Below are 18,473 nucleotides of genomic sequence, written 5' to 3'. Positions count from 1 at the left end.
GGTTTACCCGCGAAGAATCCAACGCGGTGCATGGCACCGGCTGTGCCGGTGTTCGCGGCTAAAGCCGCTCCCACAGGGTCCCTGCTAATTCAATGAGTCACTCGTAATTCCATGAAAGTGGGCAAGCGCTCTTGGCCACCCTAGTCCTTGTTCAGCGGGTGCAACTCCCTGAACCCCCGCGCTTCCTCCACCAGCCAGTCATGCACCGCCCGCGCTCCCGGCTGGTTCAGCCCGCCCGGCGGGTAATGCACCACATAGCGCTTGTGGTTGGCGATCGGCACCCCGAACGGCACGATCAGCGCCCCGCGCTCCAGTTCGTCGTTGAGCAGCGTGCGCCGGGCAATCGCCACGCCAATGCCGGCAATCGCCGCCTCGATGGTCAGGTGGTTGCGGTTGAAGGTGTGCCCGCGCCGCACATCCAGGCCGGCGGCGCCGATGCCCTCCAGGTAGAACTCCCATTCGGCATATTCCGAACTGCCGCGCCAGGCCGTGATGTCGTGCAGCAGCGGGTAGTGCGCAAGGTCTGCCGGCCCGTGCAGTGGCGGGCGCCCGCGCAGCAAGGTGGGGGAGCACACGGGGAAGATCTGCTCGTCCAGCAGCGGCGTCGAGAGCATGCCGGGGTAGCTGCCATCGTTCAGGTCGATGGCCAGGTCGAAATCGCCTGGGGTCAACGCCTGGGCACTGTCTTCGGCCACCAGGCGCAGCTCGATGTCCGGGTAGCGTTGTTGAAAGCGCGGCAGGCGAGGCGTGAGCCATTTGGCCAGGAACGACGGGATCGAGCGCAGGCGCAAGGTGCCGCGGATTTCCCCTGCGTCCAGGCGCAGCAGTTCGGCTTCGATGCTGCCATAGGCTTCGGTCACCGTCTGCGCCAGGCGTTGCCCTTCGGCGCTCAGTTCCACACCGCGCGCCCGGCGCAGGAACAGCCGATAGCCCAGGCGTTCCTCCAGCTGGCGCATCTGTTGGCTGACGGCGCCCGGGGTGATGTGCAGCTCTTCGGCACAGCGGGTGAAGGACAAGTGCCGGGCCGCACAGGCGAACACGTGTAGCCAGACGAACGTCTGGCCGTTGAGTTGTCGTCGCATCGTTTAGTACCACTAAAGCCTTGCTTAGGAAGTTTCGTTGGTCATCCATGAGCCAGCGCGGCAGTATCGCGCAAAATCGCAATACCGCTCAATTTCTCCAGATAACCGTGCTGCGGCTTCATACCCGGGTACGGTCAGGCATTAGCATGGCTATCAGTGTTTTCGACCTTTTCAAAATCGGCATCGGGCCGTCCAGTTCCCACACCGTCGGCCCGATGCGGGCGGCGGCTACCTTTGCCCAGGCCCTGCGCGAACAGGAGCTGCTGGCCCAGGTAACCCGTGTCGAGGTGCGGCTGTACGGGTCGCTGTCGGCCACCGGGGTTGGTCACGCCACCGATCGCGCCTGCCTGCTCGGCCTGATGGGGCAATGGCCGGACCGTATCGACCCGGCCACCATCGAGTCGCGCATCGGCCAGGTGATGCAGGAGCACTGCCTGATGCTCGATGGCAGCCACCCGCTGGCATTCGACTACAGCCGCGACATGCTGCTGCTCGACGAGAACCTGCCGTACCACCCCAATGCCATGAGCCTCGAAGCCATGGACGGGCAGGGCAGCCTGTTGTGCCAGACCTACTATTCGGTGGGCGGTGGCTTTATCGTCGAGCAAGCCGAGATCGATGCGCCAGCAGGCGAGGCGAGCGCGGTGGTGCTGCCGTACGAGTTCGACAGTGCCGCGCAGTTGCTGGCCTTGTGCAAGGCCCATGGCTTGAGCGTGGCGCAGCTGATGATGGCCAACGAATGTGCCTGGCGCCCGGAGGCCGAGGTACGCGAGGGCCTGCTGCGGATCTGGGGCGCCATGCGTGAATGCGTCGACAACGGCCTGCGCAACGAAGGCACCCTGCCGGGCGGGTTGCACGTCAAGCGCCGTGCGGCGCGGCTGCATCGCAGCCTGCAGGAACTGGGCAAGCCCAACGTGATCGGTTCCACCCTCAGCGCCATGGAATGGGTCAACCTGTTCGCCCTGGCGGTGAATGAAGAGAACGCCGCCGGCGGGCGCATGGTCACGGCGCCTACCAATGGTGCGGCTGGCATCATCCCGGCGGTGCTGCACTACTACATGAAGTTCAACCCGGGCGCGTGCGACGCGGACGTGGTGGACTTCCTGCTGGCGGCAGCGGCGGTTGGCATCCTGTGCAAGAAGAACGCGTCGATTTCCGGGGCCGAGGTTGGTTGCCAGGGCGAGGTGGGCTCGGCCTGTTCGATGGCCGCTGCCGGCCTGGCCCAGGTGCTGGGCGCTACGCCGCCGCAATTGGAAAATGCCGCCGAGATTGCCCTGGAACACAACCTTGGGCTGACCTGCGACCCGGTTGGCGGCCTGGTGCAGGTGCCGTGCATCGAGCGCAACGCGATTGCTGCGGTAAAAGCGATCAACGCCGTGCAGATGGCGTTGCGGGGGGACGGCGAGCACTTCATCTCGCTCGACCGGGTGATCCGCACCATGCGTGATACCGGGGCGGACATGCATGCCAACTACAAGGAGACTTCGCGCGGCGGCCTGGCCGTTGCCTTCGTCGAATGTTGAGTCACCGCAGCGGTCAGCGCGGTCTTGTGGGAGCGGCCTTGTGTCGCGAAAGGGCTGCGAAGCAGCCCCATTCATGCGCCTGAGCTGAGATCCCGGGGCCGCTCTGCGGCCCTTTCGCGACACAAGGCCGCTCCCACAGGTTCCGTGTCCGGTCGGTATCAGCGGGCTTTCTGCTTCGCTTCCAGGAAGCTCGCACGCATGTCCTTGGCCCAGCCATCCAGCACCGGCTTGACGTCATTCAGGGTCAGCTGCGTGGTCTTGTTCTCCAGATCCTGCCCCGTGCCCTTGCGCACGACCTGGGCCAGCACTTTCTGGCTGGCACCATCGAGGAACGCAGCCTCCACGCCGACATCCACCTCCTGGTCACGGCCGCCCATGGCGGTGTTCACACCGGCTGAAATCAGCGCGATTGGGATGACCTCATAGGGCTTGAGGCCCTCGTTGCTGGTGGACACCGCAGTAATGGCCGGGCGCACCACGATCACGCCCGGGCCGGGGCCCTTGGCCAGCGGTACCACGCTGCCCATTTCACGGCGCAGCGCTTCGTTGAAGTAGCGGGTGATTTCCTGCAGCGTCTGCGCCGAGATGACCGCCGTCGGCTGCGGCCTGGGGTAGAACTGGCTGGGCTCGATGAACACCTGGCTGTACTGGTTGACGTTGACCTTGGGGTCGATCCAGCGCATCACCGGGTCACCCGACGGGCTCTTGGCTTCCTGCAGCCGGCTGTAATCCTTGAGGAAGCCGGAGTAGTCCTTTGGGTCCACGCGATTGCTGGAGCAGGCGGCCATGGTAAGCAGTGCGGCGCACAACAGGGTAATGCGGGGCAATGATTTCATGATGAAGATGCATCCATGATAGGTCGGCCAGAACAACGCTAGCAGGTGCGCGACAGTTGGCTAGTGGGCTGGTTCAATCTGTAGTGGGAATTGGCTGCGGTAATGTTCCCAGGCGCGCAAATTCCTACAGTGTCTTGGGACCTCGCAGGCTTTTCAGTTTCTGCCGCCCTTGGAAAACTATGCCCGTTAAGGGTATGGTTGGGGTCCGGTGATGGAAATTTTCAAGCGCAAGGATTTCGCGCGTTGGCAAGCCGCTCACAGGCTCAGCGACGAAGTGCTGTGTAAAGCAGTGGACGAGATGTGCAGGGGCTTGGTCGATGCGAGCCTGGGTGGTGAGTTGTTCAAAAAACGCGTGGCAGCGCATGGTGCGGGAAAGCGCGGCGGTTATCGAACCCTTCTTTCCGCCCGCATCGGCAATCGATGTGTTTTCCTGCATGGCTTTGCCAAAAGTGACAAGGCAAATATCACCTTGGAGGAACAGAAAGCGCTGCGATTCGCTGGCAAAGTCTTTCTGGATTTATCACCGCTAGCGCTCTGCCGGGCGTTGCAGGCGGGTGTGCTGATGGAGGTATGTTGTGAGCAGCAAACTGATTGAATCGTTACGCGAGGACCTTGTCGCCCTGCACGAGGCCGGAGCGATCGGCAAGGTCACGCTTCGGGATTACGAAGCGCTATGCCCTGCACCAGTGCGAGATTTCAGCGCACTGGACATACGCCGTTTGCGCGAGGCACTCAACTTCAGCCAGCCGGTCTTTGCGATGCATTTGCACACGAGCGCATCGACAGTGCGCAAATGGGAGCAGGGCGAGACGCGCCCATCGGGACCGGCTTTGAAGCTGCTGAATATTATTAAAAACAAAGGGTTACAGGTTCTTCTTTGAGTCTTTTGTCTTGTTTTTTGAAAGTCCCTTAAAAACAGTGAGCTACGGAATTTTTTGAAAAATTTCGTTTAACTTCCGATTCGCAGGCAAGCCCGCTGCCACGTCAACCCAGCACCTCCCGCAATCGATACCACAACATCCCCAGCGCCAGCAGCGGCGAGCGCAGTGCCTTGCCGCCGGGGAAGGTCAGGTGTGGCACGGCGCTGAACACGTCCAGCCCCTGGCTGTGGCCGAGGGCGATGCTTTCGGCCAGCAGTTTCGCCGTCCAGTGCGTCACGTTCAGCCCATGTCCGGAATAGCCCTGGGCGTAGTAAACGTTGGGGTGCTGGCTGAGGCGCCCGACCTGTGGGAAGCGGTTGGCGGTGATGCCGATCATGCCGCCCCACTGGTAGTCGATACGCACGTTGGCCAGCTGCGGGAACACCTTCAGCACCTTGGGCCGCATGTAGGCGGCGATGTCCTTGGGGTCGCGGCCGGAATAGTGGCAGGCACCGCCGAACAGCAGGCGCCGGTCTGCCGTCAGACGGTAGTAGTCCAGGCCGACTTTCTGGTCGCACAGCGCCATGTTCTGCGGGATCAGGCTGCTGGCCAGTGACTCGGGCAATGGCTCGGTAGCCACCACGTAGCTGCCGGCCGGCAGCACCTTGCCGCTCAGGCGTGGTTCCAGTTCATCGAGGTGGGCGTTGCAGCCCAGCACCAGGCTGCTTGCCCGCACCTTGCCACGGGCTGTGTGCAGGGTCACGCGGGGGCCGTGCTCGATGCGCAGCACCGGGCTCTGCTCGAAGATGCGTACGCCCAGGCCGTGGGCGGCGCGGGCTTCGCCCTGGACCAGGTCAAGCGGGTGCAGGTGGCCCGAGCCCATGTCCACCAGGCCGCCGGCGTACTGGTCGCTGGCGACGATTTCATGCAGCTGGTCGGCACTGACCAGGCGGGTTTCAGGGCGATAGCCGAGTGCGGCCAGGTCGTCCTGTTCGTCCTTGAACGCGGCGAACTGCGCAGGGGTGTTGGCCAGTTCGCAGAAGCCCCAGCGCAGGTCGCAGGCAATGCCGTACCGGGCGATGCGGCTGGCCACCAGCGCTACCGAATCGATGCCGGCCTGTTTCAGGTAGTGCACGCCGTCCTGGCCGACATGCCGGGCAAAGCCGCTGACGTCATGGCCGATGCCGCGAATCAGCTGGCCGCCGTTGCGGCCGCTGGCGCCCCAGCCGATACGCCGGGCTTCAAGCAGCACCACCGAGAGCCCGCGTTCGGCCAGTTCCAGGGCGGTATTGACCCCGGTCAGCCCGCCGCCGACCACGCACACATCGGCGGTCAGTTCGCCGTCCAGGCTGGGATAGGGCGCTGCATCGCGTGCCGTGGCGGCATAGTACGAAGCGGTGTGTTGGGTAGTGAAAGACATGGGCGTTCTCGACTCAGCGGTTGGACTTGATCTTGCTCCAGGAGCGGGTCATGACGCGCATGATCTTCGGGCTCGGCGTGCTGGAGATGTACAGCTTGTCCAGCACGTCCTGGGGTGGGTAGATCTCGGGGTTTTTCACCAGTGACGCGTCCATGTAGGCCTGGGCATCGGGGTTGGCGTTGGCATATCCGACCGTGGCGCTGACCTTGGCAATCACCTTGGGGTCGAGCAGGTAGTTGATGAACGCCAGGGCCTGTTCGGGGTTGTTGGCGTCCTTGGGGATGGCCAGCAGGTCGAACCACAGGTTGCTGCCTTCCTTGGGAATGCTGTAGGCGACTTTCACGCCGTTTTTCGCCTCCACGGCGCGGTTGGCGGCCTGGAACACGTCGCCGGAGTAGCCGAAGGCCACGCAGACATCGCCATTGGCCAGGTCGGAAACGTACTTGGAGGAGTGGAAGTAGGTGATATAGGGGCGCAGTTCGAGCAGGCGGGCTTCCGCCTTGGCGTAGTCGGCCGGTTTTTCGCTGCGCGGGTCCATGCCCAGGTAGTTGAGCACGGCCGGGAACAGTTCATCGGGCGAGTCCATGAATGCCACGCCGCACTGCTTGAGCTTTTTCAGGTTCTCGGGCTCGAACAGCACCGCCCATGAATCGACATGGTCGACGCCCAGGGCCGCCTTGACCTTGTCGATGTTGTAACCGATGCCGTTGGTACCCCACAGGTAGGGTACGGCGTACTGGTTGCCCGGGTCGTTCTGCTCAAGCTGCTTGAGCAGCTTGGGGTCCAGGTGCTGCCAGTTGGGCAGCTTGCTGCGGTCCAGCGGCAGGAAGGCACCGGCCTGGGCCTGGCGTGCGAGGAAGTGGTTGGATGGCACCACCACGTCATAGCCGGTGCGCCCGGCCAGCAGCTTGCCTTCCAGGGTTTCGTTGGAGTCGAACACGTCATAGACCACCTTGATCCCGCTGCTGGCCTGGAAGTCGGCCACGGTGGTGTCACCGATGTAGTCGGTCCAGTTGTACACGCTGACCGAGGGAGTGGCCTGGGTGGTGGTGGCGAACAGCAGGGCGAATGCGGCGGGGATCAGGGCTTGCAGATGACGCATGGGGACACCTCGTTGGTATTGTTCTTGGCGTTCGGTGTATGGCGGCCGCTCCCACAGGTGACTCATTACCTTGTAGGAGCAGCCTTGTGCTGCGAAGAGGCCGGTAGGGCAAAAGATCTACTGTGGCGGTACTGGCCCCTTCGCAGCACAAGGCTGCTCCTACAGGTCCAGTGCATGCCTTGGAAGTTGATTACACGCTCAGCATCAGGAACTCACGCTCCCACGAGCTGATCACGCGCTTGTAGTTCTCGTGCTCGGCGCGCTTGACCGCCACGTACCCCTGGACGAACTGCTTGCCCAGGTACTGCTGCACGGTCTCGCAGTCTTCCATGTGCTGCAGGGCGTCCTCGATGGTGATCGGCAGGCGCAGGTTGCGCCGCTCGTAGGCACGGCCCTGCACAGGGGCGCTGGGCTCGATGCGCTCGACCATGCCCAGGTAGCCGCACAGCAGGCTGGCGGCGATGGCCAGGTACGGGTTGGCATCGGCGCCCGGCAGGCGGTTTTCCACGCGCATCGCCTCGGGGCTGGAGGTGGGCACGCGCAGGCCGGCGGTGCGGTTTTCTTCACCCCACTCGACGTTCACCGGTGCCGAGGTGTCCGGCAGGAAGCGGCGGAACGAGTTGACGTTGGGCGCAAACATCGGCAGCAGCTTGGGGATGTACTTCTGCAAACCGCCGATGTGGTACAGGAACAGCTGGCTCATGCTGCCGTCTTCATTGGCGAAGATCGGCTTGCCGGTGGCGATGTCGACCACACTCTGGTGCAGGTGCATGGCACTGCCGGGCTCGTCGGTGATCGGCTTGGCCATGAAGGTGGCGGCCACGTTGTGCTTGAGCGCGGCTTCACGCATGGTGCGCTTGAACACGGTGATCTGGTCGGCCAGGTCCAGGGCGTCGCCGTGGCGGAAGTTGATCTCCATCTGCGCCGGGCCGTCTTCATGGATCAGCGTGTCCAGGTCCAGGCCCTGGATCTCGCACCAGTCGTAGACGTCTTCGAACAGCGGGTCGAACTCGTTGGCGGCATCGATCGAGAACGACTGGCGGCCACTTTCGGCACGGCCGGAACGCCCCAGCGGCACTTGCAGTGGCAGGTCCGGGTCTTCGCAGCGCTGGGTCAGGTAGAACTCCATCTCCGGTGCCACGATCGGCTGCCAGCCTTTGTCGGCATACAGCTTGAGCACTTTCTTCAGCACGTTGCGCGGCGACAGCTCGATGGGGTTGCCTTGCTTGTCGAAGGTGTCGTGGATCACGATCGCGGTCGGCTCGATCGCCCACGGGATCTGGTACACGGCGCTCGGGTCTGGGCGGCAGACCATGTCGATGTCGGCGGCATCGAGCAGGTTGTAGTAGATGTCATCGTCAACGTAGTCGCCGGTGACCGTCTGCAGCAGCACGCTCTCGGGCAGGCGCATGCCACGCTCATGGAGAAACTTGGCGGTGGGCGCGATCTTGCCGCGGGCGATGCCGGTCAGGTCGCTGATCACGCATTCGACTTCGGTGATCCGGTGTTCTTTCAGCCAGGTGGACAGCTGATCGAAGGGGGCGTTCATACAGACCTCTTGGTTGGGTTTTAGTGTGGGAGCAGGCGTGCCAGCGTAAACCGTTCTACGGTTTCGAAGGCGTCCCGCTTCCCAGGTGACGCGCTGGAGACTATCTTGGTCGCAGCCCGCATGGCTGATCTATCCACTTTCTCCGGCAATGAATGCACCAAAAGAGTGCAACTAGGACCGAGCGTGACAACCGCCAATGCCCTGCAAGTCCAGGCTTTCCACACCACCGACGTGACCGAACAAGTACGTGCCACCCCTGGCTGGCAGCAGCAGTACCGGCAGATGTCGCCCGGGCATTTCAGCGGAGAGCTGCGTTGCCTGGGGCTGGACGGGGTGGAGGTATACGAGGAGCGGCTGAACACCCGGGTGGAGCAGTTTTTCCGCGCACCCAGCGGTTCGCTGGCGTTCTGCTTCGACTGCAGCGAGAACAGCCTGTACCTGCTGAACGAACAGAGCCGCAACATCTGGATCACCCCGGAGAACTACCAGGAAGTGGCGGTCGTGTTCGACCAGGCCTTCCTGGCCCGCCATGGGCTGGACCCGCAGCGCCTGGAAGGGTTGTTCATGGTGCCGCTGGGCAGCGGCCAGAACGCGCTGTTCGGCAGCTGGCTGAGCGCGACGCTGACCCGCCTGGGCCAGGCGGATTGCCCGCTGCAGGGGCAGGCCCTGGCGGAGCAGCTGCTGGAGGACTGCCTGTTCATCCTCGACAACGCCTGCCAGCGCCTGCAGGGCGTGGCATTGGGCCGGCGTGACGAGGAACGGGCGATCATGCGCCGGGTGAGCGAGTGGGCGGCCGACTGCCCGGAGGAGACGCTTAACCTGGTGGAGCTGGCGGATGTTGCCGGGGTTTCCTTGCGTCAGTTGCAGCAAGCCTTCAAGGCGTATACCGGGATGCCGCCGGCGCACTGGTTGCGCCTGCGCCGGCTCAACGGTGCGCGGCGCGATCTGCTGCACGGCGGTGAAGTGACCGTGGCCGAGGTGGCGATGCGTTGGTCGTTCTGGCATTTGGGAAGGTTTTCAGAGAGTTACCGGCAGTTGTTCAAAGAGTTTCCCAGCGAGACCTTGAAGCGGGGCAGGGGCTGAATCTGGTGGTATAGCTGCTGCCACAGGATCACCTCAGTGCCAGGCGTTGTGAGGTCCCTGTGGGAGCGGGTTCACCCGCGAAGAGGCCGGCCCAGGCAATACACAACCCAGCATTCCACAGCGAAAATTGCTATCGTGCCGCCCTGATTCCACCCGAGGTGCCGATGTTCTACCTGCCTTTGCCCAGCGACCAGGCCGACCGCCTCGCCAGCGAGCCCACCACCGACTTCTTCACCACCGCCAGCGTCCTCGACGCCGCCGCAGTGCTGTTCGTGCAGAACCTGCCGCGCCAGCCCGCCACCGCCTCGGCGGATGCGCAGGAGCGCCGCTTTGCCGAAATAGTGCGCATTGCCAACGAGGTCGAAAGCGCCGCGCCGGGGCGCTTCCAGGGCCAGGTAGCGCAGCACTTCGATCGCGAAGCCTTCGCCATGGGCCTGGGCATGCTGGGCGAAAACGGTATCGCACTGCTGTCGACCGAGGTGGAGTACCAGGCCGACGAGTTGCTGGACGCCGAGGGCCAGTGGAACTTCCAGTTCGCCGACAGCTACCGCCAGCGGGCAACCCCGCTGCACCCGGTGTACCTGCCGTCATTGGCCAGCGACCTGATGCTCAGCGACCAACAGAACCGCCTGCTGCGCGAATTCCTCAGTGGTATCGATGAGTCGGTGGCGGTTCAGGGCTTTGCCGGCACCGGCAAGACCTTCCTGATTCACCAGTTCGCGCGCCTGCTCGAGCCGCAGCGCACGCTGTTGCTGGCGTTGACCGAAGGCCAGCTGCGCGCGCTGCAGGCGCGGGTCAAGGATGCCGCCGCCTACACCGCACTGACCTTCGGCCAGCTGGCCGACGAGCTGCTCAACCGCGACCTCACCAGCAATGGCTGGCGCCTGCGCGACCCGTATCGCACCAAGCTTTCGTGGCGCCCGCAGGATGCGCAGGTGGTACGTTGGCTGGCCATTCCCGACATCGGCCCGCTCGCCGCGCGCGATGTGGTTGCCTTGTGCATCCGCGCGGTGCGCACGTTCTGCCACAGCGCCGACACCCAGCTGCAGTTGCACCACCTGCCCTGGGCCGGGCCGGGGACCACGCCACTGGACCAGGAAGTGTTGCTGGAAAAGGCACGGCTGTACTGGCAGGAGCTGATTCGCCCGTCGGCACGGGAAATCCAGTTGCCGGTGCGCGACTACCACCGGGTCAAACTGCTGTCGCTGACCAGTCATGTGATCGACAGCCGCTACACCCATGTCATCGTCGACGAGGCCCACGAGCTGTCGGCACCGATGCTTGCCGTGCTCGACCGCAGCCCGCAGTCGATCATTGCCCTGGGTGACGAGCTGCAGAACCTCAACGGCCTCAGCGCGCACCATGGCGGCTTCATCCGCCAGCGTTACATCGACCACTCGCTGCGGGCCGGGCCGGCGATGGACAACGTGCTCAACCCGCTGATCCAGGCCCACCCGGCGGCGATCCAGGCAGCCTTCAGCGGCAGCGCCGAGCATTACACCCGGGTCAGCTTCTTCGATGCGGTAACGGTGCCGGAACAGCCCACGGCGTTGATCGTCGACGATGAATGGGGCCTGTTTGGCTGGTTCCAGCGCCTGACCCACCAGGGCGTGCCGTTCGTGCTGCTGAAAAGCGCGCGCAAGGACTTCGAGCTGTTCGTCGAAGACTGCATCGAGCTGTACCGCCATGGCACCCGGCCGCGTCACCCGATGCTGTTCCGCTATGCCAGCTGGCAGGCGCTGGAGCAGGACAAGGGTGATGACAAGGCGTTCGTCGCCGTGGCCAACATGCTGCGCAAGGGTTACACGCCAGAGCACTTTGCCAGGGCCAAGAGCCGTTACCGATGGGACAAGGCGCCCAAGCTGTTCCTGGGGCGGGTGCGGGATGTGAAGAACATGGAGTTCGCCCGGGTGATGGTGTCGCCGGAGCTGATGGTAGCGCCGCAGGTGGCGGGGAACCGCAATGAACGGGCGCGGATGCTGGCGGGGTTGTATACCGCCTGTTCGCGGGCGCGGCATGAACTGATCGTGCCAGGGGGGATGCTGGACTGGGTCAAGGACCAGGTTCGGGATTGATATTGTTGGGGCTGCTTTGCAGCCCATCGCGACACAAGGCCGCTCCTACAGGGGACCGCGATACAGGCCGGCCCCACAGGATCGCGCCGTGATCGCCTGTAGGAGCGGCCTTGTGTCGCGATGGGCCGCAAAGCGGCCCCAGTTACGCTGAATCAGTTACGGTCCAGCCACACCGTCTGGGCATTGGTGAACTCACGCACACCAAAGTGCGACAGCTCACGCCCGAAGCCGCTCTTCTTCACCCCGCCAAACGCCACGCGGGGGTCGGAAGCGCAATAGCCGTTGATGAACACGCCGCCGGTATCCAGCGCCGCGGTCATGCGCTCGGCCAGCGCGTAGTCGGCGGTGTAGATGGTCGAGGCCAGGCCGAACTCGCTGTCGTTGGCCAGCTCCACCGCATGCTCCGCATCACGTGCGCTGATGATCGCCGCTACCGGCCCGAACAGCTCCTGCTTGAACGCAGTCATCTGCGGGGTGACGTTGGCGAACACGGTCGGCGCGTAGAAGTTGGCAACGCCATCGACCTTGTGGCCGCCCAGCAGCAGGGTGGCGCCTTCGGCGATGGTCGCCTGGACCTGGCCATCCAGCTCGTCGCGAAGGTCGTAACGGGCCATCGGGCCGATGTAGGTACCTTCTTCCAGCGGGTTGCCGACCTTCAGCTCGCGAGTGGCCTCGACGAACTTGCGGGTGAATTCGTCAACGATGCTTTCCTCGACGATCAGGCGCTTGGCCGCAGCGCAGACCTGGCCGGTGTTCTGGTAACGGCCGATCACGGCTGCTTTCACGGCGGCATCCAGGTCGGCGTCGGCCAGCACGATGAACGGGTCGGAACCGCCCAGCTCCAGCACGCACTTCTTCAGCGCCGCGCCGGCTTGCGCACCAATCGCCATGCCGGCACGCACGCTGCCGGTCAGGGTCACGGCGGCGATGCGCGGGTCGTTGATGGCGCGGGTGACGCCGTCCGGGGTCACGTTCAGCACTTCGAACACGCCTTCCGGCAGGCCGGCATCCTTGAACAGCTCGCCCAGCAGGTAGGCGCTGCCCATCACGTTCGGCGCGTGCTTGAGTACGTAGGTGTTGCCGGCCAGGATTGCCGGCACGGCGCCGCGCAGTACCTGCCAGACCGGGAAGTTCCATGGCATCACGGCCAGGATCGGGCCCAGCGGGCGGTATTCGATGCGGGCTTTCTCGACCTGGGTCGGCTCGGCGGCGAGCATGGCCGGGCCATGTTCGGCGTACCAGCGGCACAGGCCGACGCACTTGCTGACTTCACCACGGGCCTGGGCGACAGGCTTGCCGATTTCGCGGCTGATCATTTGCGCGAAGGCTTCGGCCTTGGTTTCGAGGGTGCTGGCCAGGGCAAGCAGGTACTCGCTGCGCTGACCCAGCGACACCTGGCGCCACTGGCGGTAGCCAACCTTGGCGCGTTGCAGCGCCGCTTCCAGTGCGGCGTCGGTGTCGAACGGGTAGGCGCCGATCTGCTCGCCGCTGTACGGGTCGAGGGAGATGGCGTGGGTCAGGCTGCTGATCGCGCTCATGGCGGGACACTCTCGTTGTTGTTGAACCGTGACGCCAGACTAGTGGGCTATGGCTTTAATGAAAACTGAATAATAATGAGCGAAACATTCACGTTTGGAGAAAGGCTGTGGACCTGGTGCAACTGGAGATCTTCAAGGCCGTGGCAGAGCAGGGCAGCATCAGTGCCGCCGCGCAGCATATCCATCGGGTGCCGTCGAACCTGACCACGCGTATCAAGCAACTGGAGGAGGACCTGGGCGTGGAGCTGTTCATCCGCGAGAAGAGCCGCCTGCGCCTGTCCCCCGCGGGCTGGAACTTCCTCGAATACACACGGCGCATCCTCGACCTGGTGCACGAGGCGCGGCTGACCGTGGCCGGTGAAGACCCGCAAGGCACCTTCGCCCTGGGGTCGCTGGAAAGCACGGCCGCGGTGCGCATCCCGGCCTTGCTGGCGGCCTACAACCAGCGCTACCCCAAGGTCGACCTGGACCTGTCCACCGGGCCTTCCGGGACCATGCTCGAAGGCGTGTTGTCTGGCCGCCTGGTGGCGGCGTTCGTCGACGGGCCGGTGCTGCACCCGACGCTGGAAGGCATGCCGGTGTTCGAGGAAGAAATGATGGTCATCGCGCCGCTCAACCACGCCCCGGTAACCCGCGCCCAGGACGTCAACGGCGAAAGCATCTACGCCTTCCGCGCCAACTGTTCGTACCGCCACCACTTCGAGAACTGGTTCGTGCAGGACCAGGCGGTGCCGGGCAAGATCCACGAAATGGAGTCGTACCACGGCATGCTGGCCTGCGTCAGCGCCGGCGCCGGCCTGGCCATGATGCCGCGCAGCATGCTCGACAACATGCCCGGTTGCAGCACCGTCAGTGCCTGGCCGATGTCGGAGGATTTCCGTTACCTGAAAACCTGGCTGGTGTGGCGACGGGGCACGGTATCGCGCAGTTTGAGCATGTTCGTGAAACTGCTTGAGGAAGGGCGCGCAACCTGATGTTCCAGCACAATATTCACACCATTGATGCGAATTTCATCCAGACGACCATGCATCAGCACGAACGCCGTTACGCCCGAAGGATCAGATAATAGGTAAGCCATCCTCGAAAGGAGGGTCGTACCATGCGTAACCATCACTATGCCCTCGGCGCGGCACTGCTGATCACCCTGGCGCTGCCATGGACCCTGGCGGCCGCCGCAGACCTCAATGCCCCCATCGACATGCAGGCCGTGCAACTGCAACAGCAGGAGCAGAACGGCGTCCGCTACCTGCAAGGCGGCATCGGCCAGGACGAAGCCAACGCCCTGCGCAAGACCCCGGGCTATGACCTGCATGTGGAACTCTCCACCGGCCCGGAAGGCAAGTTCCAGAGCGGTGCCACCGTCGACATCCAGAATGCACAGGGCCAGCCCGTGCTCAGCCTTACGGATGCCGGGCCGCTGCTGTATGTGCAGTTGCCTCCCGGCAAATACAAAGTGACTGGCAACGCCCAGGGTGAGACGGTGCAGCAATTGGTGACCGTGAATGGCAAGACCCCCGCGACCGTGAACCTGAACTGGCGTTGATGAAAAAAAGGGCAGGAGTACGGATGTGCTCCTGCCTGAAAGGAGCGCATCGCCATGAGCCTGGACCTTCAGCTGGAGATGTTGGACGAGCGGGGCTATGTGTTGCTCCCCGGTGTGCTCGAACCCTTGCGTATCGCCTTGTTGCGCTGCGCCATCGATGACCTGCAGCCCATCCACTGGGATTACCAGGGGCTGCTGGAACACTACAAGTGCGTGTTCAACCGCAACCCGTTGTGGTTGCCCTTTCTCGACCTGCCGCCGCTGATCGCCCTGGCCGAAGCGGCACTGGGCGCCGACTGCCATGTGATCGGCCAGACCGCCTGGCGCAGCCACCCGGGCTACCCCGGCGTGGCCCTGCACCTGGACCATCTGCCCATGCAGTTGCCCGACTGGCTCAGCGAGCGCGGCGATTTCACCCAGCCCCCGCAGATCCTGACTGCGCAGCTGTACCTCAGCGATATCGACCATCACATCGGGCCGACCTGGATTGTGCCCGGCAGCCACCGCGCGGCGCGGCCACCACAGGCTGGCGAGCAACACTGGCAGGGCCGTGAGGCCCAGCCGGTGCTGTGCAAGGCAGGGGACGCGCTGGTGTTTCGCAGCGATGTCTGGCACAGCGGCGGGGCCAACTGCACCCAGTCACGCGAGCGCGACATGCTGCAAGTGCACTATGGCCGGCGCATGGTCGCGCAGAAGTTTTCGCCGTACCTGAACTGGCGTTTCAACCCGCAGGTGCTGGAGGAAGCCACCCCCAGGCAAAGGCGCCTGCTGGGCGAACACGAAGAGGCGGAATACGACTGACCGCTGCTGTTCGGCATGGCAGATGCTGGCGCAGGGTATTAGCCAATGGTGGCAATTCACTTTCAACTTTGTGTTTATCTGGTCGATAATCAGAAAAGTATTACTTCGTGTGACCGGTCTGGATGCATCCGGTCGCCAGATAAGATCGAGGGGCCCAAGCCCCCGCTTGCCGTATAGACCATCAGGAGAAGTCATTGATGAAAACCCGTCTAGCAGCTTCGCTGGCTGCTGCAGTGCTGGCCTTTGCCGGAACGAATCTGGCTCAGGCAGCACAGGTGACCGGCGCCGTTGGCGCCACTGGCCAAGGTGACATGACCTACCGTATTGGCCTCTCGTTCGACTGGGACAAGAAATGGCTGGAAAGCAGCACCGGTCATCTGACCGGATACTGGGATGCGGCCTACACCTATTGGGAAGGCGGTGAGGCCAGTGGCGCACACTCGCTGTCGTTCAGCCCAGTGTTCACCTACGAGTTCAGCGGTTTCACCTATACCCCGTACATCGAGGCCGGCATTGGTCTGGCGGCGTTTTCCAAGACCGACGTGGGCGACCAGCGCCTGGGCTCGTCGGTCAATTTCGAAGACCGCATCGGCTTCGGCCTGAAACTGCCGGGGGAGCAGAAGGTGGGGATCCGCGCGATGCACTACTCCAACGCGGGGCTCAAGCAGCCTAACGACGGCATCGAGTCGTACTCGCTGTTCTACAGCAAAGGGTTCTGAGACCGGGGGGCCGCTTTGCGGCCCATCGCGACACAAGGCCGCTCCTACAGGAGATCGCGGTTTCCTTGTAGGAGCGGCCTTGTGTCGCGATGGGCTGCAAAGCAGCCCCAGGAACGGTCAGAAGGTATACGAAACCCCAGCTTGCACCGTCCGCGGCGCTCCTGGGTAGGCGTAGAAGTTGAATGCTCCCTCGTCGTATTCCTTGTTGAACAGGTTCTTCAGGTCCAGGTTGAGGCGAATGTTGTCGTTGACCTTGTAAAAGGCCAGCAGGTCGACAACGGTGTACTGGTCCATGTTGTAAGTCACTGCCTCGGTTTGGCCATTGCGGTCATCGACGTACTTCACACCAACCCCCAGACCAAGGCCTTTAGCCAATCCGTCCTGGAATTCGTAGGTGTTGAGCAGGCTGAAGCTGTTCCTTGGAATGTTCGCCAGCCGGGTGCCAGAGGGCAGGCGGTTGTCCTTGGTCACTTCAGCGTCAACGTAGGCATAACCACCGATCACACGCCACTCCGGTGTCAGGTTTCCGGCAACGTTGATATCCAGGCCACGGCTACGTACTTCGCCAGCGGCAAGGTTGTAGTTGGGGTCCGCCGGGTCGCGTGTCAGCACATTTTCCTTGACGATGTGGTAGATCGCCGCGTCAACGCTCAGTTGACGGTCCGGCGCTTCCCATTTCACACCCAGCTCATACGACTTGCCTTTCTCCGGGTCGAAGCCCGAACCTTGCAGGCTGGCGCCGCTGTTGGGCTTAAATGAACGGGCGGTATTGGCATAGACGGCAACCGTATCGGTCAGGTCGTAGATCAGGCCAACGCGCGGGGTGACGCCATTCTCGCCTTTGCTGAAGTCTCGGTTTGCGGGCCGCTTGTCGTCGTAGTCATGCTCGAAACGCTCGAAGCGAACACCTGCAAGTGCCTTCAAGCGCTCAGTCAGAGCCACCTGGTCCTGGATGAAATACGCCCAGGTCTCGAGCTTCTCGCTGTCCCAGGTGGTTGGTACCGCTGCCAGCTCCGGCCTCGGCTGGCCTAGTACCGGGTTGTAGATATCGATCGTGTAGGGCGCGGTGGAACGTCGAATGATCGAACTGTAGTGATAGTTCTCGTACTCGACGCCGGTCAGCAGGGTGTGGCTGAACGCGCCTGTATCGAAATGCCCGGTGAGGTTCAGCTGCCAGTCGCGGTCGGACCACTCCAGCTTGCGGTAATTGAAGTTGCGCTGCAGGGTGCGGCCATCTGCGGGGGCACTGGTGGCCTCTACAGCATTGCCTTTGAGTGAACCGTCAAGGTATTGGAAGCCTCCACCCAGCGTCCAGTTGTCGTTGAGCAGGTGCTCGAAACGCAACTGGGCCATGTTGTTGTCATTGTGCAGCAGGTTGTCGCTGCCTTTCTCCCAGATGTAGGTGTCGCGCGAGGCGCTGCCAGTCTGGGTGGCGTAGCGGGTCAGGCCACGGTCCAGCGGGTGGTTGTTGCGCATGAAGTCGCCCTCGAAGACGATCTTCGTGCTGTCGTTGACCTGCCAGCTGAGCACCGGCGCCACGTCATAGCGCTCGCTTTCCACGTCGTCACGGAAGCTTTCGCCGCCTTCGCCCAGCAGGTTCAGGCGGTAGGCCAGCGAGCCGTCCTGGTTCAGCGACCCGGTGGCGTCCAGGGTCGCACGGTGCATGCCCTGGTCATCGAACTGGCTGCCCAGGGTAACTTTCGACTCTGGCAGCGGCTGCTTGCTGACCACGTTGAAGGTGCCGCCGGGGTCGCCACGGCCGTACAGGCTGCTGGCCGGGCCACGGATCACTTCCAGGCGCTCGACGGTGTTGGCGTCGGGGGCGTTGGGGTAGCCGCGGTTGATCGGGAAACCGTTGCGGTAGAACTCCCCGGTGGTGAAGCCACGCACGGTGAAGGTGGTCAGGCCCTGGCCGCCGAAGTTGTTGGCGCGGCCGACACCGCCGGCGTAGTCCAGGCCATCCTGCAGGCGCGTGGCGCCGGTATCTTCCAGTACATCCTTGGGCACCACGCTGACCGATTGCGGGGTTTCGTGCAGGGCGGTGTCGGTGCGGGTGGCGCTGGCCGAGCGGGTAGCCTTGTAGCCCTCGACCGGGCCATCGGCACGTTCGCTGTCGGCGCTGCTGGTGATGTTCAGGGCCTGGAGTTCGATCTGGGCGGGTTCGCCGAGCGGTTCAGGCTCGGCAAAGGCCAGCGGGGAGACAGCATGAAGCACACAAAGCGAAACGAACGTGCGACGCATCGACGGTACGATCCTGGAGTAGGGCGCTGAGGGTAGGGTGGGCAAGCGCCGAGAAACTACTACGAATCATTATCAAATGCATGCATTCTTTTTGTGTGGCA

The 18,473-nt window shown here is 63.5% G+C and carries 16 protein-coding genes; 9 read left to right on the top strand and 7 right to left on the bottom strand.

All coding sequences use genetic code 11. From position 1 onward, the window contains the following. Positions 1-140: 140 nt before the first annotated feature. Positions 141-1,082 carry a LysR substrate-binding domain-containing protein gene (locus ABIB24_RS22495; protein ID WP_075046970.1) on the bottom strand — a complete coding sequence of 314 codons (942 nt, stop codon included), beginning with the start codon at positions 1,080-1,082 and terminating at the stop codon, positions 141-143. Between the two features lie 146 nt (positions 1,083-1,228). Here ABIB24_RS22495 and ABIB24_RS22490 point away from each other — a divergent pair, with 146 nt between their 5' ends. Beyond that, positions 1,229-2,605: an L-serine ammonia-lyase gene (locus ABIB24_RS22490; RefSeq protein WP_354317260.1), complete on the top strand. Its 1,377-nt coding sequence runs from the start codon at positions 1,229-1,231 to the stop codon at positions 2,603-2,605. 158 nt (positions 2,606-2,763) lie between these two features. On the opposite strand, the gene ABIB24_RS22485 is transcribed toward ABIB24_RS22490, so the two are convergent. Next, a complete protein-coding gene (locus ABIB24_RS22485) occupies positions 2,764-3,441 on the bottom strand; it encodes a DUF3313 domain-containing protein (RefSeq protein WP_085704445.1) in 678 nt (225 codons plus the stop codon). 211 nt (positions 3,442-3,652) lie between these two features. Here ABIB24_RS22485 and ABIB24_RS22480 point away from each other — a divergent pair, with 211 nt between their 5' ends. Together ABIB24_RS22480 and ABIB24_RS22475 are read left to right on the top strand one after the other, a co-directional pair. Continuing rightward, entirely contained in the window at positions 3,653-4,036 is a 384-nt protein-coding gene (locus ABIB24_RS22480; RefSeq protein WP_085615606.1) for a type II toxin-antitoxin system RelE/ParE family toxin, read from the top strand. Then, a complete protein-coding gene (locus ABIB24_RS22475; RefSeq protein ID WP_003260255.1) occupies positions 4,017-4,322 on the top strand; it encodes a helix-turn-helix domain-containing protein in 306 nt (101 codons plus the stop codon). The genes ABIB24_RS22480 and ABIB24_RS22475 overlap by 20 nt, the downstream gene beginning before the upstream one ends. 103 nt (positions 4,323-4,425) lie before the next feature. On the opposite strand, the gene ABIB24_RS22470 is transcribed toward ABIB24_RS22475, so the two are convergent. The 3 genes from ABIB24_RS22470 to ABIB24_RS22460 form a co-directional block, all read right to left on the bottom strand. Then, a complete protein-coding gene (locus tag ABIB24_RS22470; protein WP_085704449.1) occupies positions 4,426-5,721 on the bottom strand; it encodes an NAD(P)/FAD-dependent oxidoreductase in 1,296 nt (431 codons plus the stop codon). A gap of 13 nt (positions 5,722-5,734) precedes the next feature. Next, complete coding sequence (locus ABIB24_RS22465; RefSeq protein ID WP_137163868.1) at positions 5,735-6,823, bottom strand: polyamine ABC transporter substrate-binding protein; 1,089 nt, start codon at positions 6,821-6,823, stop codon at positions 5,735-5,737. 190 nt (positions 6,824-7,013) lie between these two features. Continuing rightward, positions 7,014-8,372, bottom strand: coding sequence for a glutamine synthetase family protein (locus ABIB24_RS22460; protein WP_025339022.1), 1,359 nt, complete (start codon positions 8,370-8,372; stop codon positions 7,014-7,016). Between the two features lie 183 nt (positions 8,373-8,555). Between ABIB24_RS22460 and ABIB24_RS22455 the strand changes: the two genes are divergently transcribed. Together ABIB24_RS22455 and ABIB24_RS22450 are read left to right on the top strand one after the other, a co-directional pair. Beyond that, positions 8,556-9,455, top strand: coding sequence for a helix-turn-helix domain-containing protein (locus ABIB24_RS22455; protein ID WP_025339023.1), 900 nt, complete (start codon positions 8,556-8,558; stop codon positions 9,453-9,455). 164 nt (positions 9,456-9,619) lie between these two features. Next, complete coding sequence (locus tag ABIB24_RS22450; protein WP_354317258.1) at positions 9,620-11,530, top strand: DEAD/DEAH box helicase; 1,911 nt, start codon at positions 9,620-9,622, stop codon at positions 11,528-11,530. 152 nt (positions 11,531-11,682) lie between these two features. Here ABIB24_RS22450 and ABIB24_RS22445 read toward each other — a convergent pair whose 3' ends face one another. Further along, positions 11,683-13,068, bottom strand: a complete 1,386-nt coding sequence (locus ABIB24_RS22445) for an aldehyde dehydrogenase family protein (protein WP_039613622.1) — start codon at positions 13,066-13,068, stop codon at positions 11,683-11,685. Positions 13,069-13,175: 107 nt separating this feature from the next. Between ABIB24_RS22445 and ptrR the strand changes: the two genes are divergently transcribed. From ptrR to ABIB24_RS22425, 4 genes are all read left to right on the top strand, one after another. Next, positions 13,176-14,042, top strand: coding sequence for a putrescine utilization regulator PtrR (gene ptrR, locus ABIB24_RS22440; protein ID WP_013972688.1), 867 nt, complete (start codon positions 13,176-13,178; stop codon positions 14,040-14,042). A 125-nt stretch (positions 14,043-14,167) separates the two neighbouring features. Beyond that, positions 14,168-14,611, top strand: coding sequence for a hypothetical protein (locus ABIB24_RS22435; protein WP_025339026.1), 444 nt, complete (start codon positions 14,168-14,170; stop codon positions 14,609-14,611). A 54-nt stretch (positions 14,612-14,665) separates the two neighbouring features. Further along, positions 14,666-15,412 (top strand): phytanoyl-CoA dioxygenase family protein, encoded by a 747-nt coding sequence (locus ABIB24_RS22430; protein WP_025339027.1) that lies wholly within the window; start codon positions 14,666-14,668, stop codon positions 15,410-15,412. Between the two features lie 197 nt (positions 15,413-15,609). Continuing rightward, positions 15,610-16,131, top strand: a complete 522-nt coding sequence (locus tag ABIB24_RS22425; RefSeq protein WP_046614221.1) for an acyloxyacyl hydrolase — start codon at positions 15,610-15,612, stop codon at positions 16,129-16,131. 117 nt (positions 16,132-16,248) lie between these two features. Here ABIB24_RS22425 and ABIB24_RS22420 read toward each other — a convergent pair whose 3' ends face one another. Beyond that, positions 16,249-18,372, bottom strand: coding sequence for a TonB-dependent siderophore receptor (locus tag ABIB24_RS22420; protein WP_354317256.1), 2,124 nt, complete (start codon positions 18,370-18,372; stop codon positions 16,249-16,251). Positions 18,373-18,473: the final 101 nt, after the last annotated feature.

The sequence above is a fragment of the Pseudomonas sp. UYEF17 genome, assembly GCF_040546125.1.
Taxonomy (GTDB): Bacteria; Pseudomonadota; Gammaproteobacteria; order Pseudomonadales; family Pseudomonadaceae; genus Aquipseudomonas; species Aquipseudomonas putida_Z.
Note: the sequence above shows the minus strand (reverse complement) of the source record. Positions and strands in the feature narration are given on the sequence as shown.